The sequence below is a fragment of the Rufibacter sediminis genome (assembly GCF_014269285.1).
Lineage (GTDB): Bacteria > Bacteroidota > Bacteroidia > Cytophagales > Hymenobacteraceae > Nibribacter > Nibribacter sediminis.
In genome coordinates this window covers 1-24,309 of sequence record NZ_JACOAF010000003.1, presented here as the reverse complement: position 1 = coordinate 24,309, position 24,309 = coordinate 1, and the positions used below count along the sequence as shown (strand labels likewise).

Sequence of the window (24,309 nt, the reverse complement as noted above, 5' to 3'; positions counted from 1 at the left end):
CAATAAATCAATTGGCGCTGGCAGCGGGAGCCATTTGCCCCGCCGCAGCGGAAGTAATCAATATAGGGTACCCGTCTGGCAGCAGTACATCCCTCAGCCTTTGGCGGGACCTGGGTTTAGAGACCACGTTGGCCGCAACACGGCCTGCCACCCCTACCACTGAATTGGCCGCCGAGGCCGAACGGTCGATGGCTGTGCTCAGTTCCTGGCTTGCTTGCCGCTGCGCATCGTATATTCCTTGGTTCGTGTCCTTGGCGATTTTCTTTTCCGGGTCTATCATAATGCCAGGCATATAATTGAAATCAAAAATATCAGCTTTCACCCTGGTTGGGCCTAAGCGCTCAATCTGTACCGTCACCCGGTTGGCTTCAACCTTTGCGATACCGGCAAAGACCATGTTCTTCGGGAAGGTTACCCCAGATACCACGGCGTCCTCCAGCAGGCGCATGATTACCACAGAACCGGTTCTTATTTTTTGTTCCCCGGAAATCACGCATTTATAAAAGACATCAGGGGTAAGGGTTCCTTGTCGGGTATTCGAATCTCCTGGGTTGAAACGGGAATTTGTCACTTTATAGGTATTGAAGCCGTCGGCCCCGGGCAGGGCTGCCTGCGACTCTCTGGGGGCATTGGCCGCACCAGGTTCCCGGTAACGCTTTCCAGTCGTCTGCTCATATATCCGGCGGGTCTGCGGGGAAGAGGCGGCCAGCATCCGCAGCACTTCCGGGTTCGTCTCGAAGGGGGTTCCGTCCGCATCGTAAGCAGGTGCCACCATATTGTTGGCGGTTGGGCGGGACCCGCTCCGGCGGTTGGTATTACGCGGTACGATGATTTGTTGCGTGCGGTATTGACCGGTGGATTGGTCTTGGACCGTGGTTTCCACAGTATCGACCTCCTGGAAGGCCAGCTTTGCCTGCTGTTGCAATTGCAAATTATATCGCCTCCGTGCCGCCTGCCCGGCTGTGTCTACCACAAACGCATTGGCTACCTCTTCTTCCGACGGAGCAGCCTGCGCATACTGTGCCTCATGTTCGGCTTTGCGCTGTTCCTCTAAAATAGCGGAAGGCGTTTTGTTTTCCAGGTTATCCGTTACCACCTCAGGGATAGCTTGCTCAATGTTCTCGGAGGCTGCAGCCACCGGTACCGTGTTTTGCTCAGCCGCGTTCTGCGCCGATTTCAGCCAAAGGAACAGCCCAGCGAAAATCACCATCACCAAGCCGAGCAGTAACTTGAACCAGTGCTCTTTCAGTATTTCTACAGGCGTGCGTTTCGCTTTCTCCGGCGGGGAATAACTGGTAGTTGGGGAGTCCCTGAAGTCGTTTTCAGGGCCATACTCGTTTAGGTTATCCATTCTTACAATATCGTTAAATGGTAGAAGCCCTGTTTATTACTTTGGAAGGAATAGGGAGTACCAGTACCCGTGCCCCGTTAAGTTCCCGCAGCGTCACTTCCAGGTAACCGTTTTCCGTGGCCGCGTAAAGCGGGATAGCATAGGTAAGGTAACCAGTGGAACGCCCGGTGATATTCTGGTTTGATTCACCACCGGACGGGGCCAGGGGCCGTCTGGCTTCATTCTTTTTTCTGCCAAGGAATTTCTTCTTGGAATTCTCCACCAGCTGGAAATCAATAAAATCCACGTTGTAGTCGATATTCGTCTTATTGATGACCTTAAAGCGCAGATACGTGAAGTCTTTGTCGTTGCGAATGTTGGCCAGCGACAGCACCAGGTCATTTTCCACCACCGCCACCGATTGGTTCTCTTCTTTGGCTTTGCGCAGCTTGAGCAGGTTGCTTTCTATCACTTCTTTCTTTTCCGCTGATTTATCCATTGCCAGTTCATTATCCGGGGTGCTTCCCGAGTAGGTAAAACCCGTTCCGTTATTCAAGCTGGGTGTGCCGTCTTTGAAATCATACAGCTGCATCACAGGGCCAGGGGCGTACACCAGCCGTCCCATCCAGTATTCAGAGCCGTAACGGATCAGGATAGGGGTAGGCACGGTGTTCTTTTTCCTGGCCCGGACAAAGACAGCGTTTGCCTCGATCTTCACCAGGTAATTCCCGGCCATTCCCACATCCACCAAGGAAACCGGGCCATTGAAGACCATATAAGTGGTAGAGGAATCAGACACGGCTATATCCGAAAGCGGGGTTACTTTTTGCGCGCTGGCCGAACCTGCTGCCAGAGACAAGAGGAAAATAACAAACCCAAAGAATGTATTTTTCATAACATGGAATTTTGGAAGTTTACTGATTGGGCGGTACAGCTCCAGGGGCAGCCGGTGAACCATCCGCCGGTGCCGGTGTGGAATAGCCGGGAGGTGGCGCTACACCTGCCCCTGCGGCGGCATCCCGGAGTCTTCTTTGCCGTTCAGCTTCCTGTTGCTGCAGGAATTCTTTTTCTTCCCGCGAAACCGGTGGGTTATAGGCGATGTAGTCAAAGTCGGTGATCAACAGCCCATAAGGATTCTCATCGGAGCGGTCTGTCTCCACGAGGTTGAACTTGGCCGCCATCGGCAGGCTCTGCCGTTGCTGGTCGCCGATAAAAATGCGCTGTTTGGTGTAGACTCTGCCCGAATAGGGCCGGGTTTTCATGTCCAAATAGATGCTGTCCACGTCCAGTACTGAGCGTGCCGAGTATCTCTGGTAATTCTGCAACACTTGCCCCCGGTTGAAGTTCTCGAAGATCCTGCGGCCGCCTGCACCTTCAATTAAAGGCAATGCGGCATCGAGGTTCTGCTTGAACGTGTATTGGTCGTGGCCAAACATCGTTTTCATAAATCCTTTCACCATGTTCCGGGCTTCAAACGGCGTATGGGTATCCTCCTCAACGGCCAAAGCCGCTGCCGAACCCGAATTAGTTACCACGTACACCCGTCGCCCCGCATCCTGGGTGACCTTGTAGAACCCATATCCTGCGCTTACCGCTAATACCACGAACCCAATAATACAGGCTAGTGAAATGGTTCTCATGGTTTTAAAGGAGGTGTTCAAATCTTTTATGTTACTCATATATCCCAGCTTTAAATTCCTGAATCAATTTTTAATCAATGAATATGTCATCTAAATCATCCTCATCCCACGCTGGAGGTTTTCGGTTTTCCCTCCTTCTCCTTACTGAGTTGCGCATAAATCCCGAGGAACCCATGGAAGGGAGGGCAGAAGCACCATCATCAGGAGCGTCATAAGGCGCTGTGCTATCGGTGCCAAAGCCGGAATCATAGGTAGTGTCTCTGCTAGCCCCACCAGCGTATCCGCCGGAAGCCATGGTTGGAGCAGCAGTAGCCATGCTGCCGTTATAGCGAACGGATGTGCCAGCACCACCACTCGTGGGCATGGCCGGGGCCGCACCTGAGAAAACAGAACCAGACCCGGTTTCTCCCCCCAAACTCCCACTGCCTGCACTACCGCCGCCAGAATTGCTGAATCCCATTGCCCTGCCAAGCACGCCGGAGACCCCGCCACCTGCGGCAGGGGGGGCAACCACTCCCGCTGCCGTGCTGGCCGCTCCGGCAGCAACGCCTACCGCTGCGCCCAGGAAGCCCTGTACTGCGGTGGAGCCGATAAAATAGCCCGTTAGGGTAGGCACCATGCAGTAAAGAATAATGAAAGCGACCGACATCAGCAGGAATTGCACGTCATTGAAACCTTGCCCTGGGGTGAGCATACCGCCAAACACACCTCCTACGGCAGTATTCTGGTCGGCAAAATTGGAATAGATCAAATCAAGTAAATTCATGGTCAGGGCCCAGAACTGTACCGCGATAAAGTTTTGCATCCATTTCCCGGCCAGCCCGGAAAAAGCGGGGATTACGGAAAGGCAGATGGCGATGGGGCCGATTACGTACAGGAACCCTAGCACGAATTGCCGGATAAACAGCACTATTTGCCTTACCAGCATCACCGTAGTCGTGGTAAAGAACTGGGTGATCAGGTTCATCAGGGAAAAATTGGCGATGCTGTTATAGATTTTAGAATACCAGGCCCCACCCTGCTCTACCACGTCTGTCTGCGCCACATGATCGGATTGAGCCGCTGCGGCAATGCCTGGTGGCGTTGTCAGCTTCTGCAGGGCTTCGCCTACGTTGCCCGAACCATCGAATAGCTGCGTCACTCCTTTAATGCCAGCCCCCAGGACATTCATCAGGTCCTGATAAAAGAAGAGCACCAGGAATAAGGCCAATGCCTTGATAATGGGCGAAAAGTCAATCTGCAAGCCATGCCCTGACAAATACCCCCGCCCAATGGAGATGATCAGGGCAATGCTCATAAACGTAGGCGTAATGAACCGGCACACCGCCAGAACAGTCTCAAGGGAACGGTCGCAGGCTCTTAGGAAACTGTCATCAATTCCGTGGGCTACGAAGAGTAATACTGCCTCCATATCATTTGCCTAATAGGCCCGCTCTTTTATCTTCCGTGAATTGCTCCACCGCATAATCCAATCGCTGTTCAGTGAACGTCTCAAACACAGGGTAGCCATTTTCCATTTTCACCTTGCCGTTTTTATCCATGGCAAACCGCCTGTGCTGTTGTTGGTACCGCTTCACCAAGCGGTTCAGGTGATTGCGCTCAATGGGTTTGGAACTCAGGATGGCACCCAGTTCCGGGGCAGTCTCCAGAATGTACACTTTCCCCTTGGTGCCTTGTTTGATAAAGAACTCCCGGAAATCAGCCGTAGAACGGACGGATTTGATTAAATCCATTTCGTGGTTGGTGAAGCCCAGCGGGGTCTGCAGCTTGACTAGGGAGTCCGGATTCGAGTGCCGCAGGATAATTTTGGTGGAGCTGTTATTAATCAGCGCATAGCCTATTCTGCTTTCCACGATTTCCTGAATCCCCTGCGTGATAATGGTAATCGAACCGTTGGTTTTCCGGATGGTGCGGTACATGGAAACAATGAAGTCCTCCATCACACCGCCGGAAAGCATGGCCCAGGCTTCGTCCAGGGCAATGTATTTGATATCGTCCGGGAATTTGCGGAACAGGTCCAGCGAGAGCTCGGTGATGAGCATGGCTACCACTGGGTATAGGTCAGGGTCCGCCTTCACCTTTGCCAGGTCAAAGCAAATGAGCCGGTGCTCAGATAGCTCTACGTCCTGCTGAGCATTCAGAACTTTCTCGTAACGGCCACCTTCAGTGAATTGCGCCAACACTAAAAAGAATTGGTGAATATCGAAGTAATTCATGTCCTTTTTGTACTGGCTGCGCATTTCCTCCCTACCGTCCGCGGTGGCAGGAGTAGCCTGCATATCCCTGTCAAATCTGCGTACAAATTGCACAAAGCTGGCCATGCCGGGCATTTCCTCGTCGGTTTGGCCAGCATTTCCCTCCTCATTCAAGTACGTGTAGTATTGAATCAGAAAGCGGCTCAGGATCGCCCTTTCGGACTTGTTCAGCGGCGCACTGTCCGCCCCGCCTTTCCACAGAACCGCTAGTAAGGCCAAATGGAAATTGATCTTCTCGTCATTATAGACCCATTTCCTCCCGTCGGGGGAGCGGGGTACCAGGAAAGGGTTGAATTCTATCGGGTTCTCCGGGTCATACTCGAAGTACGTATTCTCGAAGTCTATCCCGTTCAGCGACTGGATCACGTTACGGTACGTACCGCCGATATCAATCAGGATTTGCCGCGCCTTGCGCTCATGGCGCTGCACGACAATGTAGCCGAACGTATAACTTTTACCGGAACCGGAGGGGCCAATGACAATGGCATTCTGATTGTCCAGGTCGGTGTTGAATAAGTTAACCTGCAGCAGGTTACGGTTGCGGTCGCAGAAATATTCCCCTACGTTGTCATTTTTATAGGTTGCCGTCCACTGCATATAGCATACCCCGCGGTCGGACGTAGTGGTCAGCCACCTATCCGGTACCTGCCAAGTATTTCCCGGTACCAGGCCGAAGTATAGAGGCAGGGACAGATGCGATTCCACCACGCTCTCCGTTCCGAAAATAGACCGGAAGGCGGCCATCGTTTTCTCAATGTTCTCCTTCCGGACGCTGTCATTTGTTTCCCACAGCAGCACAGACAGGTGCAAGCCGACAATCTGCTTGTTCCCTGCCCTTACTTCGGCAGTAAATTCCTCTATTTCGACAGCCCGCAGCTGGTTGTCCTGCGTGGCCAGCCTCGAAAGCGAATTGTTCAGTTTCCGATCTGTGTCCAGGCTGGAAAGTGCGGCTCTGGTATCCTGCACGGCAAAGGCCTGGGTTAGGATATGCGGGAACTGCAGGGCGTTGGTAAGCGGGTAAAGCATCGGGGCGGTTACCCCATAGCTGTTACGGACGGCAGGGTGTTGCTCACTGCCTTGCCCTACCATGGAGATGACGTTCACTTTGTTCTCTCCCACTGCCAGCGTACCTGCCTCGTTCAGGATTTCACGCTCCTGCCGCCGGGGCACCATGTCAAAATTGAGGTTGAAATATTGATGGTAGAGGTCGCTGATTTCCTCCGAGCCCATGCGCATAATCTCCACCTCCCCCGTTCCAGATATTGCCGTGGAGAACTCCTGGGCTACGGCCTCGGCGATTTCCAAAGTATGGAGCAGGTTCTCAAAGGGGTTTTTCATCAGGGTTTCCCCCATGCGGGAAACCAAGGCGTTGAGGGCATTGGTTTTAATCGGTTTCACCTCTGCCGGGGCAAAGCTCAGGAACAGGTAGGATTTTTGGAAAAGAACCAGCCGTTCAAAGAAATGCTTATTCATTCTCCCTTCGAAATAGGTCTGTTCTTTCCTGTCTTCCCGATAAGGGCGGTCATAGTAAATATCCGTTTTCTGGACAATCGTGTTGATTGGCAATGGCCGTAATGCCCCCAACAAAGCATTGTTGAAAGAGATAAAATCCTGTTGGGTCCAGGCCTCCATCTCCGCCGGCTCAACTACGAACCCGACCGCTACCCGCCCATCTTTGAGGATAACTTTATTATCCTCAAAGGAATGGACCGGCATTACTTTATTGAATGGAACCGATTTTTGCTTTTTCATCTTTTCTCTTCACTGGGGGGACAAGGCCTACGGCGATGCGCCGGGGCTGCACGAAATGGAAAGAAAGCCAGCCTATCAGGAAGCCGGGAGGATGGGTTTTCGTTAAAAACCGCATTACTAGAATCAACCCTACTTCCAATAGGAAAACAGCCAAATAAACCAGGCGCGGGATAGGCACCATCATGTTCAGAAAACCCAGCAACAGCACCGAGCCGATGAACAGACCGACCACCAAGCCCAAGTCCATGATGTTCATCCCAAGGACCTGAGCCGGCTTTTCAATACTTTTGTAAGAGCGCATATAGCAGGCGTTATCGTACCCCTCCTTCTCCGCCTACGGTCCCTACCAAGTCGTCTTTGAAGAATTGGAAGCCAAACCAAAGGATTACCCCGCCGACCAGCCATCCTAAGGAGGAAAGGGCATCCGGTGCCCCGTTGACGAATTTCATCACGACCCGGATCAATCCAATCACCAGAATAATGGAGAAAACAACCTGGACAATGGTGATGATGGTCTCCTGAACCCCCTCTAAAGCAGCTGCTGTACCGCCTTGGGCCATTGCCCCGTTCGTCAGGGTTAAACCCATAGCAGTAGCCATCATCCTTTTCTCCCAGGGAGAGGCCTCATATTGGCGGCCAGAAAGCACAAGCGAATGAATCGAACTAGAGATTTGCGCCACCAGGCCAGCACTCCTTTTGTAGGTTTCAGTAAACATTTTTTGTATTTAGCTTTAGTTAATTTGATATATAAAAGGGTTGCTTAATCCCTGAGGAAGCCGTTTTTATAACCCTTGAAATACCCAAGCGGGTTGAAGGGATTTTTTTTGAGCAGATAGTTGGACGTGTGAGTTCTAAGGCCATTGCTAAAAGACTTTAGTTGTCAATTTATTCACTGTCAGCAGTTGAGCCGGCTGCTGCATTTTTAACCGGTGATTCCGGTGAAAACAATGCGCTGAAACCGGATTGGGCAGCCGAAGCGTTATTTTTCAATTCCGCTCTCCTCCGCCTTTTCAAGGCGATTTCGGCTTCCCTGTTCTTTTTATCGTTGTCAGTCGGGGCTGGTGCCGTAAGGGGGTTGTCGTAAAGAGATTGGGCAGGGCTATCGCTTTGCCCAATCTCCGGAAATACATCATGGGTAAAGGTCTTTCTCCCATCAGGCATTGAGCTTTCCTCCTTACCGCCAGCCGCAAAAGAGTCAGTATGTTCCGTGGCAGTGCTCGGACTGATTCCGGAATCGGTATATGGGGTATCACGGCTATCATCGCAACCAACAGGCGTTTCCGCCATGCTTATATCATCTAGGTATTCTTCCTCACTTAATAATTCATCCAGTAACGTGCCCGAAGATCCGGGGTCAGTTTCCTGATATCCATCCACCGTTGTTACAAAATCCCGGACTTCATATCGATACGTTCTGAGTGGCCTATAATTACCGGTTCTTGATTTCCTTATCGTTTTCCGTGTCTCTTTACCATTTCCATAAAACCGCCACAAGAGCAAGGCCACCAACAATAACATTGGAATTAGCACTAAACCAATAATGAAGGTCTCCTGCGACATATTTCTCCCTTGAACGGTAAAATAATTAGATAGTTATACAAAAAGTATTCAAAAGTTAGTAACAAGTTATTTTATAATAATATAAAAGGCAGAAACCCTAGAAAACGTTATCCGTTAATTGGCACATAGTTATTCAATAGTTGTAGTGGTGTGATTTTGAGGGAATTATTTAGTTTGTAAAAAAATATAATATATATTGTAGGTATCTATAATAAGGATGCAATTGCTAACCCCCATAGCATAGAAGCGCTCTTAGGTTAACAATTGAAATAGTTCTTAATGGTGCCTATAACCGAAGCCGTTCAACCTTTAGGGTTTCCGGACCCTAGCCTGTTTGTATTATATGCAGATGTACTACGCTATATTCAATACCGGTTAAAGCTCTTAGGGCATGGGCAGGTAAAGGCTTTCTGTAAGCAATATTTATTTCCCTATACCACTGTCGTGAATCTTAAGAACAGTACCCTGAAGAGAAAGGAACACCTTCTCTTGCAAAGGATTTTGGCAGCACTTTCATTTGAAACTACTGCTTCCCGAAACCCTTTATCCAACGGTGAAGAAGACCGTTATCTATTCCTCTTCCCGGGTAAGGAGGAGCTAGGTAAGTTTAAAGAGCAGCTCGCCTATATTGATAGCTTGACAAAGTCCCCACCCCACTAAAGCCTGGGAAGGGTATTCATATTGGAAAGTATAGCGGGTTTACCCGCTATTTGTATTTTATGGATAATCTAAAGCTCATACAAGCATGGAACGACAAGTTTTGGAGAATGACCCGCAGGAACTAGAGCGGTTTAAGGAACGGATAGACTTAGGGGAATATGCCCAGAGGCAAGGTTATCAGATCAAGGCGCAGGGAAAGCGCAACGATTGGCAGCACCTGGAAAATGGCGAGGAGCATATTATCGTTAGCAGGAAAGACGATAAGCAGGTGTATTTCAACCCAGGTGATGACCGCGATAAAGGTACCATCATCGATTTCGTGAAAACCAGGCAGCATAAAAACCTGGGGGAAGTACGGCAACACCTGCGCGAATACCTGAATGAATACCCAGAGCCACAAAAAGCCTATGCTACAGCTCTTGTTCCAGCTCGGCTGGAGGGAAAGCCAAAGGAGCAGGGGGAAACAGCCACTGAAGCGCAAATAGAGGAAGAAAAAAGAACCAGACTGATTTCAGAGGTATTAGGCGTGAAAAGAGAGTTAACTGATCGGACTTACCTCTACAGCCGCTCCCTCACAGACGAAACCCTGGACAGCCCAGCCTTTCAAGGACGGGTATTCACGACCGAGAAAAACGAACACGGATTTCGGAATACCGCCTTTCCCCTTTACAATGAGCATGGACTGGCCAGTGTGGAACAGAAGAACACCGGCTATAAAAACCTGCTGGAGCTACCCAAGGATGGCATTTGGGTTTCTCACCCCACCCAGGGCAAAGGAACTCCTATTGAAAGGCTGGTTCTGAATGAAAGCGCCATCGATTCCATGAGTTACCACCAACTGAAGAATGACGGTAAGAATACCATGTACATTGCCACAGCCGGAACTGTAACCGAAAGACAGACGGCTTTGATCCAACGAGTCATCGATAAGCAAAACCCCCAGGAGGTAATACTGGCCGATGATAGGGATGTGGGGGGAAGAAGGTTCAATATCAATTACCTGAATGATCTGCAGCCTGCCCGACCATTCAAGGAATTGGCCAGTCAGGAGGCTTACCCTGAGGCCAGCCGCCCGGTGCAATGGCACGCTACCGCCGGGAGGTACCATGCTAATTTGCGGGTGGAGTACCATCATGAAAACAGCCAGGAAGGGGCCGAACGCGTCAACTATCTAACCCGCCAGGTGGACCGTATCAATTCGGTACAGGAAGAGCCGAGTATTGAAATGAAGGTGCAACGCTCGACCGAAAAGGAAACGGTCATAAAGCTTAGCGTAGCCAAGGCCGATACGGCCCAACTGGAAGTAATCAGCCAGGAGCTCTACCGGCAACGCGAGCAACTTCGCCCCGAGCAGGAACGGCACCCGGTAAATTTCATCCGGGTAGAATATCCAATCGCAAAAGATTATAACCGTGATTTGGAACTAGCTAGTCAGGGGTTAAGCACTTCAGAGATCCAGGCACAGGCCGCGCAAGATGAGCGGGAGCGTGAGGCGCAGCGGCTACAGAAAGAACAGCTTCGAGCGGAATCCCAACGCCTGGAACAAGCCCAGCACCTCCTGCAAGTGCAGCAGCCTAAAGAAGGCCAACAGGGTAAAACAACTCTTGAAACATCAAGTGTGGTTCCGGCCAAAACGGATGCTGGTCAGCTGTTACCGGCTAAGGAACAATTGGCTGGGCCTGGTTCTGAAAAGGAGTTAATCATTAAAGTGGAGGAAAAAGATAAGGGGACGGGTGTGAAAGGCCAGGCAGAAGCTGTGAAAGATACGGTGGAACGGAGTGGGGCAAAGGTGGGCGATATTCAGAGTACGTCCACTAATGGCCTGAGGCACTCAGAAATGAAAGTTGCCTACCGGACGGATGACCCGGAAATAGGCAGGATATCCAAGACTTTGGACGCAATAGGTAACCAAAAAGGGAATGATGTGGTTGAGCATCATTCAGACCGTGCCGAAAGACGGGAGATAGCGGGAAAAGTAGAGAACCATAGGCTCTCCCAGCAAGAAATAACGAGGTAGTAAACCTGGTTAGATTTATTAAGCCGTATCAAATAACGAAAACCATGTCATTCTAAAAGCCTTTTCTAAATCTAGAGAGGCTTTTTAATTTAGGTCCATCGAGATAGAGGAGAATATCCCCAAATTACTTTTCCCCTACCGCCCTTTAAAAAAATGCCTGTCGTGGCAGTTTGAGTATTTTAAGGATTAATCAATATCTTGGGCGTTGCCTGGCGGCCGGGCTACTCCCCTACGGCGGCCACCTATAAAACTGGCTGAAAAATCCAGTTTTATGCGGACAAGTGGCCGGTATCCCTAACGCGGGTTCTTCCGGAAAACCGGGGAGCACCGTGTAAGTTAGGGCTGCTGGCTCCGTTGCCCTTCACCTGCAGCCCTAACTTACACCGTACTCCCCTACCCTATACCCATGAGCCTTGAAAATGGGGTATGGCCGGTTCGCAGAAAAGGCGAACCCACCATACGGATGGTACACCGGCTAAGGCCGGAAGGGGGTTATTGAAGAAGCCGGGTACGCTTTATGCAGCGGGATGCGGAACCATTCCGTTTTACTCCATGGACCCGCATCCCGCTGCATACAGCGCCCCTCCCCCACTTCCAGAAAGGAAGAAGAAAGCAAATGGTGGGTTCGCAGATAAAGCGAACCCACCATTTGCAAAGAGTTGGGCGGTAGGGGAAAAAATGGTTTGAAAAATCTTGCGATTGCAAAAGCGCCCTTCCCAATTAGGCAAAAAAATAGGTGAGGATTTCTTGGCCCCACCTATTTCTGTGAATTTCTTTTTAGTTATAAAGCCATTGCCGCAATATTATTAAAAGCCTTCTGGTCAGCTTTGAAGCGTTCGTTTATGGTTAAGGCAGATTTTCCGTTAAAAAGGGCAAAGTTCGCAGCATTGTAAACCAACCATAGATTCGCTTCGGTTTCCAATTCCTTTTCCTCAAACCTTAACCGCTCCACGGCCAGGGCGGCCAGCTTCTTTGGTAAACCGGCTTCGGTAATAACTTTTTGAATGTCGGCATCGGTAGGCATGGCCACCCCTACCAGTTTATTGTATACCGTGCCGGTAACTGAATCTTTCTGCGCTATGAAGTTCCGCAGAATTTTAGTTAAATGTTCCCTGAATATTTCCAGGTTCAGCCCTTTGTGATGGAATGTTTCCGCTAGGATTCTTTCTTCTTTTCTAATCCTCTCAATGTTCACGTGTTCTACTTTTTCCTTTAAAGCATCCAGGTATTTCTTAGGTTGACCATTGGCCAGCCAGCTAAAATATTCTTCAAAGGACATAAATTCATCTGCCCAGCCCATCAGGCCATTGGAACATATTTGCCGATAATAGGAAACCTTTACTTTTTCTTCGTTCGTTGATTCAATGGACGAACCTTGGATATTGAAAGGGCTTTTGCCAGTATATGAATTGTTTATAATTAAGTTCTTATATATCCGCTCATTGCCCACCTTCAGGCTGTCAGGAAGGATAACATTAATGCTGAAATCCCCACGGGTTGAATATCGGGCATCAACCGTGTAATCTTTTGCCACGCTGTCCACCACCGAGCGCAGAAGCTGATTAGGAATCAGCGTATATTCATCGCTTTGCAGGGCAAATATATGCTGTGTACCGTCCGGCATAGTACCGACGATAGCCCGTTGCCTGTCCGACGGCAGCAGATTGTAGTTGTCAGGCAAAAGGCTTTGCAATTTTTCTTCTTTTACCGGAAAACAGATGTTGTCCCATGAAGTAGCTTTATCGAGGTTTGTGCTTTGAGTTGACATGGTTTCCTAGGTTTAAAGGTGAATGATGATTTGCAATTGCTATTCTATGTATATTATAATATACGTTAATGTATATTAATAGATACATAAAATAACAAAAAATACCCCCTTTTTTGGCCTTCTTTTACATCCAGTAAAACCTATGTTTATTTTGTGAGAAACAATTTCTCATTTTTTGGCCTTGGCAGTCTGCAATTGCAAAAAGCAGCTGCCATTGACCGCCCGGAGGGCGGGACGGTCAAAATTTATAATTCCTGTACTTTGTAAATTCTGTACCCTGGCCGTTGCTAATTTACCAATGCGCATATTTTTTGACTGATGAAACCTAGCTTTTAGACCAAACCAGCAATTTTTAGGAATAATCCCCCGGGATTGGATGTGGCTTTAATTTTGTCAGTTTTCAATTTATAGTTGAACTGGAAAAGCTTGTTCAGTAAATTCTCGTCCTGCAAGATTCTATTAACCAGTTTCTCTTCGATAATATTTAAATCGTCCAGGATAGTCCGGGCATTCTGTCTCCTTACATCTTCGGTTGGCAAATCGAAAGCTAACGGTAATTGCTGAATCGTCTGTTTGTTCACGTAGAACCGGATATGCGTGAAAACCCGGCCTCTTTTCGTCAACACATAGCTTATTCTCAGGTCGGTGAATTTATTGATTTGCTCCACAGCAATATCGAGAACGTTCTTTTTAAACAAGGAGATGGATGAATATTGCTCCTTTTCCTTGTTTTTGGGGTCTTTTAGGTGCAAGATTACCTTTAAATCATCTATGGAGTATATCTTGGTTTCTCCGATGTCCTTCCATTGACTTGCAATCTGATAGATGCGTTTAGCCCACTTGCTGGGTAGCATAAAGGCCGCCTGGAGCTGAAAGCTGGTAAAGTTGTTCTTTAAGTCTATCAGGTACGGCCTTATGTTCTCAGAGATTTCAAGTTCAATCAACCCCTCCCCTTTTCTATGCAAGGCAGAAGCCAATAACCCCACCTGTAAAACGGTTTTATTATCCTCAAAGACATATTCCCGGCTCCTAAGTGCAGATGTCGCCTCCAGAAATTGGCCATGGTGCCATTGTCTTCCAGTGACTTCCTGCAATTCCCTCACAGAAATTTGGTATTTTGTACCAGGTTTGTCATCGGCACGCAGTTTGGAAAGAAGGAAAAACGAAATATCCATCTCTATAGCTGACATCTCATAACGCGCCGTTGTAATAGCGTTATGTTGCCTAATTTCCAATTTATGCGGTTCTTTTGCCTCTGTTACCCCTTTTGCCATTGTCCACCAACTAGTAATTGCACAACTTTCGGTCAAATATAGAAAATTTATAAGGAAAAGCAACTTTCTAAAACTCTACTAGCTTTTGACTGATGAAACCTTGCTTTTCCGCTTATCAAACCTTGCTTCTCACCTATCAAACCTAGCTTTTGACTGATGAAACCTTGCTTTAAACGGATAAAACCTAGCTTTAAGTACGCTTAATGAGCAGGGAACCAATCTCTTATGGCTCCTGCAAATACTAAACAAATAACATAAATACTACAAACTTGTAGTTAAAAAAAATAGGCTTTTAGAGGTTTGGTTTGGAGCAGATGTAAAAAAAGTGGGAAAGAAAGCAACAAAAAAATCCAATAAAGTAGGAGGTTTGGGCGCGCAGATTGTACTTTAAGCATAAAAAATATAAATAATAACATTAAAAGCTAGGTTTCATCAGTAGAGAGACCTTCTATTATACTAGACGCTAAAACAATTAGCATTAGGAAGGGAAAAGCCCGGTTTTACTGATAGAACCTAGCTTTTGGCTGATGAAACCTAGCTTTAACTTAATTAAGTTATATAATAAGGGCATTAATTGGATAAAAGTGCAGGTTTGGTAACTACTTATAACCGCAGATTATTTATCTGTTCGAGATCTGTTGATCTTACCTGTTTTAAGAAGGTGTTTTTCATACAATCTGAATGCCTCTTCAGCATAATCTGTCAGATTGGATGGGCCACCACTTCCATTCAACTGCACCAGGTTGAATTTTGCGTCCAACCATAGAGAACTCAGCAGCCTGACATTCTTGGTTTCCTCTGGCTGATTTTCAGCACTTGGGGCTGCTTTCCTTGCAGCGGCGCGAGCTTTCTTTCCTTCTGGAGCGGCAGACTTCTCGGCATCCACCGGCTCAGTAGCTGAATTATTTTCAGTCCGCTCTTCTCCTCTACTCTCACCCTTAAAGTCTATGTCAACTAACGGGGTAATTTCCGGTGTCGGTGTTTCCGGTTCAGCAACTGGAGCCGTTTCCGTCTTCATGCTTTTTACCATCGCTTCCCCGGCCATGTTTGAACGGGCTGCTTCGCGTGAAGCTTGGGAAACCACGATGCGTGCTTTCCCGAATTTTGGCGCACCTTGCTTTTTAACCTCTTTTTTCTCGCTTTGGCTATTGCCGTTATTTTCTTGTTCTGCCATTTTCCTATTCTGTTACAGATTTTACGGGTAATTCCATGCGTTCAATTAATTCATTGCAGACCGCATGTATTTCTTCGGAGACATTTTTATCTCCACCTACATAGCGCAGATAAGCGGGTGTTGTCAGGCTGTACAGAGTAGATGCGCGCTTGTAAGCTGCCCGGTAGCTAAGGGAGGATTTAAAACGTGCTAGTCCCAGGGCATCCACATAATCATCCATTTCCTGTTCCTCCTTATTGTTAGAGCGCTTCGTGGAAATACCGAAATACTCAAAGGGTATTTCCGCCTTATCCGCCTCTGTTTTAATCGTTTGCAGAATATGCATAAATTCAGCCGTGCTTGCCCTATCCAAATAATCAGCAACTAATGGAACTATGACCGCATCACAGGCAGTAAGCGCATTAAAAACATCATCGCCATCGGCCCGGCCCGGTACATCAATGAATACTAAATCGTAATCATTTTCCGGGTTATCCACAAAATCAAAAATTCCATTTAAGTCAATAGAGAAAATATCGAAGGGATAGGTAGCATCCGGGTTCGACTCTTTTAGCAATTGCAAACTTTCCTCATCTATCTGGACACGGGTTTTCACGATGCTTTGCTGGTAGTCACAATCCAGAACCGCTACTTTAAGTTTATAGTCTACTGCCAACGCTGCTGCCAGGACAAGCGTCAACGTGGATTTTCCTGACCCTCCTTTTTGGGTCGCAAAACTTATAATTTTCATAACTAACTTTTTTCTAAATCACTTAGCTTCTTTTTACAAAGTTATAACAATATAGCTTTATAACTTTATCATAGCGCAATTTTATACTTAAATAACTTTATAATATTATTGGTTTAATTTCCTATAATATTATAAAGCAATAATCATAGATTATTATAAAAATATATTCTTCCTTTACTATCTTTTTATACAATTATAAAAAGACACAAATGTATTCTTATAATTATATAATAGTGCGCAATTATATTATTATAATAGTATAACATAATAATATAGCACTATTATACAATTATACTTTTATAATATTATCGTTTTATAAAATAATAAAACGATAATATTATAAAAGTAGTAATAAGCAATCAAACTTTGATGAACTGGTTATAACAATATAAGTTTATATTTTTATAACCAGCTATTGGCTGCTGATATCATTAAGTTTGAATTATATATAACCATATAAACTTATAATATTATAACAATATAACAGATTTCATTAAGAAGTGGTAAGACTTGCAATGCATAATCATTGGTATCATCACTTGAAAGTTTACCTCACTAAACAACCAATCTTAAGAACCTAAGTCCAATGCGTTTTAGTATCTTCTTTTAGCAAGAAGAGCATTTAAAATGCAATGCTAAGGCACTGATTTATAAATACTTGTTTTTAAGCATAGCTTAAAAATGTAGAGAATGAAACATAAGTGCTTAGTAGTCAGTAATATTTTGTAGATATATAGTAAAGATATTTGGATTTTCAATGGTATGAGCAAACTCGAAAAAACAAGTACTACCAGTGCACGCCTTCATGCGGTGACACATCACTTATTAGCCAAAGAAGCTAAGCGCCTAGGCTTGTCCGCGATTGATTACCTAGATGCAGCCGTGAACTACTTCGGTACAAGGGGATTGAATCCAGTTGAAATTGAGGCAAGGGAAGGTGCTTTGATCATGCAGGATATAAAACGTTTAGGCGACCGGATATTTGGTTATATGCAAGAACAAGAACGAGGATTATTATCCGTGATGTTGGAAGAGTTGATACGTTCAAGGGTGACGATTGACCGTGTGTTACGCATGGAAGAGATTGCGTTGAGCACGTATAATGACGAGGAGTTGAGAAACGGAAGAAGTAAACTCAGAACCTTGAAAGAACAGAACGAGGGTGCTATCACGAATCAACTTAAGTTAATTTTTGATTCAGCTAAGGAGATTGCGCCTGGTAAAAAGAAGAAACTGAAACAACCGAATACAGATACCTAAGCGGAGAAGGGCATGTATATAAAACTGATAAACCCCAAATCACACGGTCTAGCAGCATATGACAATAATGGTAGCAGTCTGCAAACGCTTAATTATTTGGTTCATGAGGCAAAGAGAGAGAAAGAAGATTTAGGAATTTTCTTTAATCAGGACAGCGATGGTTTAAAGCCTGAACGGGTACAACAGGATATTGACTCTAATGTAAAAGGACTTACTGCAAATGCTTCCAAATTCTATTCCCTTATCATAAGTCCCAGTGCAGATGAGCTCACGCACATCAAAAATGACGAGCAACTATTGAAAGCCTATACTCGGCAGGTCATGGAGCTGTATGCCCAAAATTTTAACCTGAAAGGGGGCGAGCGACTAGCGTCCAAAGACCTGGTATGGGCTGCTACTATCCATCAAGACCGGAACTACCGGGGAACGGACAAGGAGGTATTGTCCGGGGAAGTAAAGGTAGGTGATAAGCGACCAGGCTTACAGACGCATGTGCATATAATTGTCAGTGCACGGGACAAAAACCAAATGATAACCTTGAATCCCAAAGGGCGCAAAAGCAGGTTTGACTTGATAGAATGGCAGCGGAAGTCTGGGCAGCAGTTTGAGCAGCAATTCAGGTACACGGCTAAAGAGAAAGAAAAAATAAAGATCAAACAACGGGATGCTAGCCGGGATGTCACCAGGTCCATACGCATAGGGGAGCGAGTAGAAGATATTAATAGAAATGTGCCCAAAAGCCAAAGGCTTGATGGCGAACGCGTAAAGGAAATCGCCGTTAGCAGAAATTTTGACAAGACTTTTTACCGCTCCTTAAAACGGATTGAAACGAAGGCGCAACAGGGAAAGCCGATTGATAATGCCTACTATCTATTGCAGACAGGAAGGGAGCATCCCATACCGAGTAAGGCACCGGTTAGAAATTTGCTCCACGCTTTCCAGCATGCGGTGAACTCAGGTACAGGTAATAATAATAAAACAGAAGAAATAGGTGAGCGGAAAATCCGTAGGAATGGAGAAATGGAAATAGATTAGGGTCGCTATGTCTGTTGATTTTACAATTGTTAAGACATTGTAACCCCAAGTCTAAATCGTGAAAAATAAGGGATGCCAGGTAAATTATGAGATTATTATAAAATGCAACATGTCCGGAGCAGACGCAGCTCTGTGCCGGGCTTCCTAGGGAAGGGGAGTGGAACCATATTTTATTTTAAGAAGAGATAATTATGCAGGTACCTACACCGGGTAAGAATCAAAACCTAGCCTTAGTTACTGGATTAGTAGTTTTAGCAATAGCGTTTGGGGATTATTATGTATTGCTCCATCAAGCAGAGATACGCCAGGCACATGCTTGGGTGAAAGCAAACCCCGAACTTACGCCACAACAAAAGAGAATTGCCCGACAGATTGAGCTGAGGCGGCGGCAAGCAGACCGTATGAGCACGGGGGTGAGTAAGAACCCTGAATCAGTCAAAGGGGTGGCAGGTAGGGACAGCATTAGTGCCGTAGAGGGGGCAGATGGTAGATTGGGGAGTACCGGAGATGGCATTAAGCAAAAATCTCTCTTGAAAGCTGACAGTATATATAAGAAGGCTGGTGTTTACTTCCGAATTTCCCTATTGGCTGCTTCGCTTGCATTTCTTTTCATCCAGAAAGCCCCGGATAGGAGAATAGGGCAGCCCAAGCTTAAACCGATACCTGGAAAAAGCAGGACGGTTATTTTCCTGCTTTGCGGTGGATTTTTCCTGATAAGTGGCTATGTACTTTTAACAATTGCAAAGTTTCCCTCGGAATTTATATTGTATGGCTACCCCATGGCCAGCCTATTTGCAATTCTCAGCACCTTCGTCGCCGGTTTGGTTATCGCCCGCAGCAAACGGCCAGAATTCGGATTAACCACTGAACGTAAAAAGCTTACTTCAGAAAACGGCTTCAGCTTGCCAACCCAAGACGGAGGTTTTATAAACGTTCCAAACGCTTTTCGGGGGAATCTGGTGTTAGGAGGTGCAGGAGCCGGGAAGTCATACAGTATTGGGGAACCGGTGATTGAGCAATTTGCCAGTAAAAACTGGGCCGGTTTGATTTACGATTTTAAATTCCCTGTACTAACAGAAGTAGCGCAGCGTGCCTTAACCCTTGCTGCCGAACAAGCTGAAGCTAAAGGCCAATCTGTGCCCAGCGTACAACTTCATATCATCAATTTCCGGGATTTGTCACGCACGGAGCGACTTAACCCCTTAAGGCCAGAGGAAATGCCCGTAGTTGCCTTCGCCGAAGAATACAGCCGGGCGATCATCAATAACCTGAATACAAATACGATTAAGAATTCAGGGGAGTTCTTCAGTACGTCCGCGATTGCTTTTTTAACGGGCATCATTTGGTTTTACCGCAAGAACTTCCCCGATTACTGCACCATCCCCCATGTAGTGGCCACGGCCCTGTATAAGGATTTTAGGCACGTTTTATCTATGCTGGATACAGACATAGAGTGCGGAGACATGGTCCGAAGCCTCATCACCGCAGTAGAACAGAAGGCCGAGAAACAAATTGCCGGGGTCGTGGCCACCTTGCAAATTATCCTGAGCCGCATCAACAGCCCGGAAATTGTCTGGGTGCTTACCCCGGATGAAAGTAGGGGAGAGGGATTCTCTTTAAACCTGAATGACCCGAACAATCCTAAGTTGTTGTGTATCGGCAATGACCCCACCCTGAAAGACACTTTTTCACCGGTTATCAGCTGTATCATAACCGTAGCGCTCAAACTGATGAACCAGCAGCGGAAGCACCCAAGCTATGTTTTTTTGGATGAGGCAGCTACTATCTACGTGCCTGGACTGGAGGTAATCCCCGCGACGGCCAGAAGTAATAAAATAGCTACCATTTACATGAGCCAGGATTTGAGTCAGATGGTTGACTCCTATGGGCGGGACAAAATGCAGGTGATGATCAGTAACCTCAATAATTGGTTTATCGGGAAAGTGAACAACATGGAGACGGCGGAGCTCATTTCTAAAATCGTCGGTCGGGAAGATAAGTCAATGGTATCAACGAGCAGTGGCAGCAGCACCGGCGGTTCTGGCCACCGGAACCGGAGCCAGAATCAAAGCATAAGCCTTCAGGAACGAAATTTGGTCCGTATCCAGGATGCCGTAGGGTTGGAACAGGGCGAATTTATAGGTCAGACGGTTGAAACAGAATCTACCTTTTTCCAAGGGCGGATAGACCGCAGCGATGCACAAACGGAACCACATGAACTGGAGCCATTCGCGCTCTTTGCAGACGAAGGTGAAACCGACTCACAGGAAGCGCAACGAATAATAGTCCAGGCAAATTACCAAAAAGTGCGCGACGAGGTAAAGGAAACAGTAGAAATGTATCCTAACACGCTGGCCCCTGGAGAGGAGTAGCAGGCTTTTATCCCGTGTTTGCACTGGCTTTTTTGGCCATTTTTGCGTATATTGTATAGTTGATTGAGTGAAAAACAAAGCATGGAAAATAGCAATTGGAAGCCCGGGGGCACCTTTTTCAAGCCTGCCCCAGTAGGATTGAGCCTTGAAGAGCTGGCAAAGAGAGCGGAGCGTGAAAACATCGCAAATCATGGCTTTGCCCTAGTTATGAGCAATGGCCCGATGCCTGATGGGGAAGCCCTGGAATTTATGCAGAAGTATGTAGACGGAGAGTGGACCCTGCGGCAAGCATTGGATGAGCTGGCGAAGTACCACGGTCTGGATTCTCCAAGTCCGGAACCTGAACCAGCAAGCATGACATTGGCCGTTCCCGAGGAAACGGCCAATTCTGTTTCAGAAGTGCCTGATCCTGAGGAAGAGTATTGGAACACAAAAATGTCTGTTGACCAGGATTTCAATAGGAAGGTATCATCTAAAGGAAATTCTGAGGCAAGCTTACCCGACCTTTTTAAAGATAGGGCAGAGGGGGAGAAGAATCATTAACTTTTACAATTGCAGCCATGGCAAAGTATGACGGCTTCAGCGATGAGAACGGGGTTCTACTTAACCATAAGGGTATCAGGAACAGAGAAGCCTTGGCGCGTCTGGAGAATAAGTTTGCCGGTTTCGGTGCGGCCATCCTGAAGGAGGAGGGAGGCATACCCGGGAAGTTTGACCAGGAGCATTTTCAGAAGATCCATAAGGAGCTCTTCCAAAAGGTCTATCCATGGGCTGGGGAGACCAGAGCAAACAGGGGAGGCTTCCAAGGTGTAAAAGATACTGTAGTCAATCTAGTGCCCCAGGAAATGAGGTACGCCCCTTTCAAAGAGATTGAAACGCGGCTGGGGACTATCAGTCAGCAACTCCAGCAGGAAAACAACCTGAAAGGATTGAGTACAGAAAAATTCATTGAGCGCGCCGCCTATTATCTGGATCAGTACAATCATGTTCACCCCTTTCGGGAAGGTAACGGTAGAACCCTTCAAGCCGCTCTTACTCAATTAGGAAAAGAAGCCGGGTATGACATTGACTTTAACCGGGCAGATCCTGCCAAATATAATGAAGCCAGAAATTTTGCAATTGTAAAACCACACGCTCTTCAGGAGGCACATAAAAACTTAGTCCCACTAAAGGAGTTCCTGCAAGAAATCACCACTCCGTTGCCTGGTATTGAAGCCGAGAAAGCTAGGACAGAAAGAATTCCCAGAACTCCGGAGCCCTCGGCCGCCATGAAGCGTATTGAAGCGTTACGGGAGTTGGAGGTAACCGGTAACCGGATAGCGGACCGGTGGGACATTGCGGTGAAGCAGCAAGTGAAAAGCATCGTGGAAGAACCCAGGAGCCTGAAGAACTACGAAAAGGGTTTACGCACGATTGGTACCTCTATCTTAGAAGGTGGGGCGAAACCTGAGCATTACCTCTATCAGGATGCCGAGCGACTTACAAAAGCGATAGATCAGGTGAAATATATTGCCGCCGGAAAGGAGATTCCTGCTTCAAAGGTGCCTTCACCAGCGCAACCACTCCCAAGTGATTTGCCGAAGAACCACTCGGAAGCAAAAGACCTTTTTCTGAAAGCTTCGGCCATCCTAAGCTTAGAGTTGAAAGCCTATGGGAAAGAGACGGAAGGGGAAAGGTTGAAAGAAGTGGCGGCATTCGTTTCCAAAGTGCCTTATGTGGGAGGGGTGAACAAAGCGCATGTCAAAAATGCGCTTGGGACTTTAGCTACAATTCCAGGCTTTACAGAAGGAGGGGCTGTAAATGATATTAAAAATGCCGTCAGTATCTTAGAAAAGCCGGAGAGGGTCCAGAGCCAAGGCCCTGCCTCCAAAGTGCTACACCAGTATAGGGGAGGGGTGGAGCGATAAGTGGCTGGGCAGTTATTTGAATTTTAGGTTTTCCTGTTTCAAATCAAAATCATCAAGGTAGGAAAATGATTTTTCACCGATTGATTTTCCGTCTTTTTAAAAGGTAAACTTTACTGTCATCGGCCCGGCAGTAGCGGGAGCCACTGAGATAGGGTTAATGATAAAATTGAATTCTATTTCTTTGGAGGGATTCTGAGAAACCAATGAGATTATGGGGTTTGATAAATCACTATTCTCTAAATAATTATCCATCGTTTGGTTTTTCTCAACGCTGTTAAATTTCAACGTCTGGCCATCCACGTCAGGAGTAACAGCTATCAATGATTTATTGTAATTCATATAATCCCCAGCCTGTTCAATTACCACTTTGTAGGTGCCGCTGTCTGGGTTTATGTCTTTATCCTCACTACAGGAAAATAAGAGGATAAGCACCAGAAGGTGATAATACTACCTCATCTCATCAGGCTTTAAAATTTAGACAAAAGTTATAGAAAACTTATACGTCTAATGCCTTTATACGGATAAAGGAATGGCAGCAAGTTTAGGATTGCTTGCTATTCAGTTGTTAAAGGTGATTATCCTTTTTTCCTTTTTTTAACCGAAGTTGCGTCAATTGGTAGAGGAGCGGAGAAGAAGCTATATGTTATATAAGAAGGAGTTTGTTTATCCCCTAGATGGTAGAAAACTGCCTTTTATTGCCTGAGGGTTGTAGAAAATGCGCCCTCAGTTTTGAAGATAAATAATACAAACGTCTAAATTTGTTTTAAACTATTCTAGAAAAACAGGGTAAAGTTGTAGATTCAATACCCTATATAAAATAAAGTTTGAATTAAGTAAGTATTTAAGCACTTGCTAAAAAACTTAAATAAGAGTAGCTTTGCATCATGGAAAACATTTCTTGTGTCAGGCCTTTCGCGGACTTTTCCCAAATAGAACGTTGTAAGGCAACTATTGACACCCTTAATAGCTCCTTTTTCCGCGTGGCCAATGGTTTGGAGATGGCCGGCAATCCTGTCAGGTTGAAAATCCTTTTTCTCCTTTCAGAGGAGAAAGGTCTTTGCGTGTGTGATTTGAGCGATATTATGGGTATTACTGTTTCGGCTGTGTCACAGCATCTTCGCAAGATGAAAGACAGGAACCTTATTCATTCCTCCAAGGAAGGGCAGACCATCTATTATTCCCTTTCATCAGAGTATGCAGACGTTTTAAGGCCGTTTTTCCAAATAATCACAGAAAGCGAAGCATTGGAAGCGGTATGAAAATGGAGAACAAACTGGCCGGAACAGGCCTAGTGGCCGCCATTGCGGCTTCCATGTGTTGTATCTCCCCTATTCTTGCGCTTGTGGCCGGAACAGGCGGCTTGGCCTCGTCTTTGGCTTGGGTTGCCCCTTTGCGGCCTTGGCTCATTGGCCTTACGTTGGCGGTATTGGCATTTGCTTGGTACCAGAAATTCAGGCCCCAGTCCCAGGATGATTGTAATTGTGAAACAGATAAACCCAGATTTATGCAAAGCAAAACTTTCCTTACCGTTGTGACCGCGTTCGCGCTGTTAATGCTCACTTTCCCCAACTATGC

Annotated in this window: 20 protein-coding genes and 1 pseudogene; 8 read left to right on the top strand and 13 right to left on the bottom strand. The window is 46.6% G+C overall.

The annotated features are described in order from the left end of the window. Positions 1-7 precede the first annotated feature (7 nt). From traM to H7U12_RS01170, 8 genes are all read right to left on the bottom strand, one after another. Positions 8-1,351, bottom strand: coding sequence for a conjugative transposon protein TraM (gene traM / locus H7U12_RS01205; protein WP_186631627.1), 1,344 nt, complete (start codon positions 1,349-1,351; stop codon positions 8-10). 13 nt (positions 1,352-1,364) lie between these two features. Beyond that, positions 1,365-2,225 carry a DUF4138 domain-containing protein gene (locus H7U12_RS01200; protein WP_066833967.1) on the bottom strand — a complete coding sequence of 287 codons (861 nt, stop codon included), beginning with the start codon at positions 2,223-2,225 and terminating at the stop codon, positions 1,365-1,367. A 19-nt stretch (positions 2,226-2,244) separates the two neighbouring features. After that, positions 2,245-3,009 (bottom strand): hypothetical protein, encoded by a 765-nt coding sequence (locus H7U12_RS01195; RefSeq protein WP_066833964.1) that lies wholly within the window; start codon positions 3,007-3,009, stop codon positions 2,245-2,247. Between the two features lie 31 nt (positions 3,010-3,040). After that, on the bottom strand, positions 3,041-4,381 hold the full coding sequence (locus H7U12_RS01190; RefSeq protein ID WP_186631624.1) for a hypothetical protein: 1,341 nt from the start codon (positions 4,379-4,381) through the stop codon (positions 3,041-3,043). A gap of 1 nt (position 4,382) precedes the next feature. Beyond that, positions 4,383-6,977, bottom strand: a complete 2,595-nt coding sequence (locus tag H7U12_RS01185; RefSeq protein ID WP_186631621.1) for a VirB4 family type IV secretion system protein — start codon at positions 6,975-6,977, stop codon at positions 4,383-4,385. Further along, positions 6,946-7,278 (bottom strand): hypothetical protein, encoded by a 333-nt coding sequence (locus H7U12_RS01180; protein WP_186631618.1) that lies wholly within the window; start codon positions 7,276-7,278, stop codon positions 6,946-6,948. Before H7U12_RS01180 ends, H7U12_RS01185 begins: the two co-directional genes overlap by 32 nt. 10 nt (positions 7,279-7,288) lie before the next feature. Then, positions 7,289-7,579: a hypothetical protein gene (locus tag H7U12_RS01175; protein WP_186631615.1), complete on the bottom strand. Its 291-nt coding sequence runs from the start codon at positions 7,577-7,579 to the stop codon at positions 7,289-7,291. Between the two features lie 283 nt (positions 7,580-7,862). Continuing rightward, positions 7,863-8,537, bottom strand: coding sequence for a hypothetical protein (locus tag H7U12_RS01170; protein ID WP_186631610.1), 675 nt, complete (start codon positions 8,535-8,537; stop codon positions 7,863-7,865). Positions 8,538-9,297: 760 nt separating this feature from the next. Here H7U12_RS01170 and H7U12_RS01165 point away from each other — a divergent pair. Beyond that, complete coding sequence (locus H7U12_RS01165) at positions 9,298-11,214, top strand: toprim domain-containing protein (RefSeq protein ID WP_186631608.1); 1,917 nt, start codon at positions 9,298-9,300, stop codon at positions 11,212-11,214. Positions 11,215-11,995: 781 nt separating this feature from the next. Here H7U12_RS01165 and H7U12_RS01160 read toward each other — a convergent pair. The 4 genes from H7U12_RS01160 to H7U12_RS01145 all read right to left on the bottom strand — a co-directional run bounded on the left by H7U12_RS01160 (position 11,996) and on the right by H7U12_RS01145 (position 16,160). Next, positions 11,996-12,982, bottom strand: a complete 987-nt coding sequence (locus H7U12_RS01160; RefSeq protein WP_066833936.1) for a hypothetical protein — start codon at positions 12,980-12,982, stop codon at positions 11,996-11,998. Between the two features lie 332 nt (positions 12,983-13,314). Next, positions 13,315-14,256, bottom strand: coding sequence for a replication initiation protein (locus tag H7U12_RS01155; protein ID WP_066834033.1), 942 nt, complete (start codon positions 14,254-14,256; stop codon positions 13,315-13,317). 616 nt (positions 14,257-14,872) lie between these two features. Beyond that, positions 14,873-15,430 (bottom strand): hypothetical protein, encoded by a 558-nt coding sequence (locus H7U12_RS01150; RefSeq protein ID WP_186631605.1) that lies wholly within the window; start codon positions 15,428-15,430, stop codon positions 14,873-14,875. Positions 15,431-15,434: 4 nt separating this feature from the next. Further along, positions 15,435-16,160 (bottom strand): ParA family protein, encoded by a 726-nt coding sequence (locus H7U12_RS01145; RefSeq protein WP_181307934.1) that lies wholly within the window; start codon positions 16,158-16,160, stop codon positions 15,435-15,437. A 762-nt stretch (positions 16,161-16,922) separates the two neighbouring features. On the opposite strand from H7U12_RS01145, the gene H7U12_RS01140 reads away from it, so the two are divergent. The 5 genes from H7U12_RS01140 to H7U12_RS01120 all read left to right on the top strand — a co-directional run bounded on the left by H7U12_RS01140 (position 16,923) and on the right by H7U12_RS01120 (position 22,734). Beyond that, positions 16,923-17,420, top strand: a complete 498-nt coding sequence (locus H7U12_RS01140) for a BfmA/BtgA family mobilization protein (RefSeq protein ID WP_181307932.1) — start codon at positions 16,923-16,925, stop codon at positions 17,418-17,420. Positions 17,421-17,432: 12 nt separating this feature from the next. After that, entirely contained in the window at positions 17,433-18,455 is a 1,023-nt protein-coding gene (locus H7U12_RS01135; RefSeq protein WP_186631602.1) for a DUF5712 family protein, read from the top strand. A gap of 191 nt (positions 18,456-18,646) precedes the next feature. After that, positions 18,647-20,827 carry a TraM recognition domain-containing protein gene (locus H7U12_RS01130; protein WP_186631600.1) on the top strand — a complete coding sequence of 727 codons (2,181 nt, stop codon included), beginning with the start codon at positions 18,647-18,649 and terminating at the stop codon, positions 20,825-20,827. An 81-nt stretch (positions 20,828-20,908) separates the two neighbouring features. After that, positions 20,909-21,370: a hypothetical protein gene (locus H7U12_RS01125; RefSeq protein ID WP_186631596.1), complete on the top strand. Its 462-nt coding sequence runs from the start codon at positions 20,909-20,911 to the stop codon at positions 21,368-21,370. 17 nt (positions 21,371-21,387) lie between these two features. Then, positions 21,388-22,734, top strand: a complete 1,347-nt coding sequence (locus H7U12_RS01120) for a Fic/DOC family protein (RefSeq protein ID WP_186631593.1) — start codon at positions 21,388-21,390, stop codon at positions 22,732-22,734. A 12-nt stretch (positions 22,735-22,746) separates the two neighbouring features. Here the strand turns inward: H7U12_RS01120 and H7U12_RS01115 are convergent. Further along, positions 22,747-23,166 (bottom strand): annotated as a pseudogene (locus H7U12_RS01115) (beta-barrel fold lipoprotein). A 452-nt stretch (positions 23,167-23,618) separates the two neighbouring features. On the opposite strand from H7U12_RS01115, the gene H7U12_RS01110 reads away from it, so the two are divergent. After that, positions 23,619-23,993 carry an ArsR/SmtB family transcription factor gene (locus H7U12_RS01110; RefSeq protein WP_186631587.1) on the top strand — a complete coding sequence of 125 codons (375 nt, stop codon included), beginning with the start codon at positions 23,619-23,621 and terminating at the stop codon, positions 23,991-23,993. Between the two features lie 2 nt (positions 23,994-23,995). Next, positions 23,996-24,309 (top strand): mercuric transporter MerT family protein (locus tag H7U12_RS01105; RefSeq protein ID WP_241749020.1); only part of this gene is annotated, 314 nt, incomplete at its 3' end.

Bases quoted from the DNA above. Each gene is read 5' to 3' on its own strand.
- traM (WP_186631627.1), bottom strand. From the start codon at position 1,351: ATGGATAACCTAAACGAGTATGGCCCTGAAAACGACTTCAGGGACTCC.
- H7U12_RS01200 (WP_066833967.1), bottom strand. From the start codon at position 2,225: ATGAAAAATACATTCTTTGGGTTTGTTATTTTCCTCTTGTCTCTGGCA.
- H7U12_RS01195 (WP_066833964.1), bottom strand. From the start codon at position 3,009: ATGAGTAACATAAAAGATTTGAACACCTCCTTTAAAACCATGAGAACC.
- H7U12_RS01190 (WP_186631624.1), bottom strand. From the start codon at position 4,381: ATGGAGGCAGTATTACTCTTCGTAGCCCACGGAATTGATGACAGTTTC.
- H7U12_RS01185 (WP_186631621.1), bottom strand. From the start codon at position 6,977: ATGAAAAAGCAAAAATCGGTTCCATTCAATAAAGTAATGCCGGTCCAT.
- H7U12_RS01180 (WP_186631618.1), bottom strand. From the start codon at position 7,278: ATGCGCTCTTACAAAAGTATTGAAAAGCCGGCTCAGGTCCTTGGGATG.
- H7U12_RS01175 (WP_186631615.1), bottom strand. From the start codon at position 7,579: ATGATGGCTACTGCTATGGGTTTAACCCTGACGAACGGGGCAATGGCC.
- H7U12_RS01170 (WP_186631610.1), bottom strand. From the start codon at position 8,537: ATGTCGCAGGAGACCTTCATTATTGGTTTAGTGCTAATTCCAATGTTA.
- H7U12_RS01160 (WP_066833936.1), bottom strand. From the start codon at position 12,982: ATGTCAACTCAAAGCACAAACCTCGATAAAGCTACTTCATGGGACAAC.
- H7U12_RS01155 (WP_066834033.1), bottom strand. From the start codon at position 14,256: ATGGCAAAAGGGGTAACAGAGGCAAAAGAACCGCATAAATTGGAAATT.
- H7U12_RS01150 (WP_186631605.1), bottom strand. From the start codon at position 15,430: ATGGCAGAACAAGAAAATAACGGCAATAGCCAAAGCGAGAAAAAAGAG.
- H7U12_RS01145 (WP_181307934.1), bottom strand. From the start codon at position 16,160: ATGAAAATTATAAGTTTTGCGACCCAAAAAGGAGGGTCAGGAAAATCC.
- H7U12_RS01140 (WP_181307932.1), top strand. From the start codon at position 16,923: ATGAGCAAACTCGAAAAAACAAGTACTACCAGTGCACGCCTTCATGCG.
- H7U12_RS01135 (WP_186631602.1), top strand. From the start codon at position 17,433: ATGTATATAAAACTGATAAACCCCAAATCACACGGTCTAGCAGCATAT.
- H7U12_RS01130 (WP_186631600.1), top strand. From the start codon at position 18,647: ATGCAGGTACCTACACCGGGTAAGAATCAAAACCTAGCCTTAGTTACT.
- H7U12_RS01125 (WP_186631596.1), top strand. From the start codon at position 20,909: ATGGAAAATAGCAATTGGAAGCCCGGGGGCACCTTTTTCAAGCCTGCC.
- H7U12_RS01120 (WP_186631593.1), top strand. From the start codon at position 21,388: ATGGCAAAGTATGACGGCTTCAGCGATGAGAACGGGGTTCTACTTAAC.
- H7U12_RS01110 (WP_186631587.1), top strand. From the start codon at position 23,619: ATGGAAAACATTTCTTGTGTCAGGCCTTTCGCGGACTTTTCCCAAATA.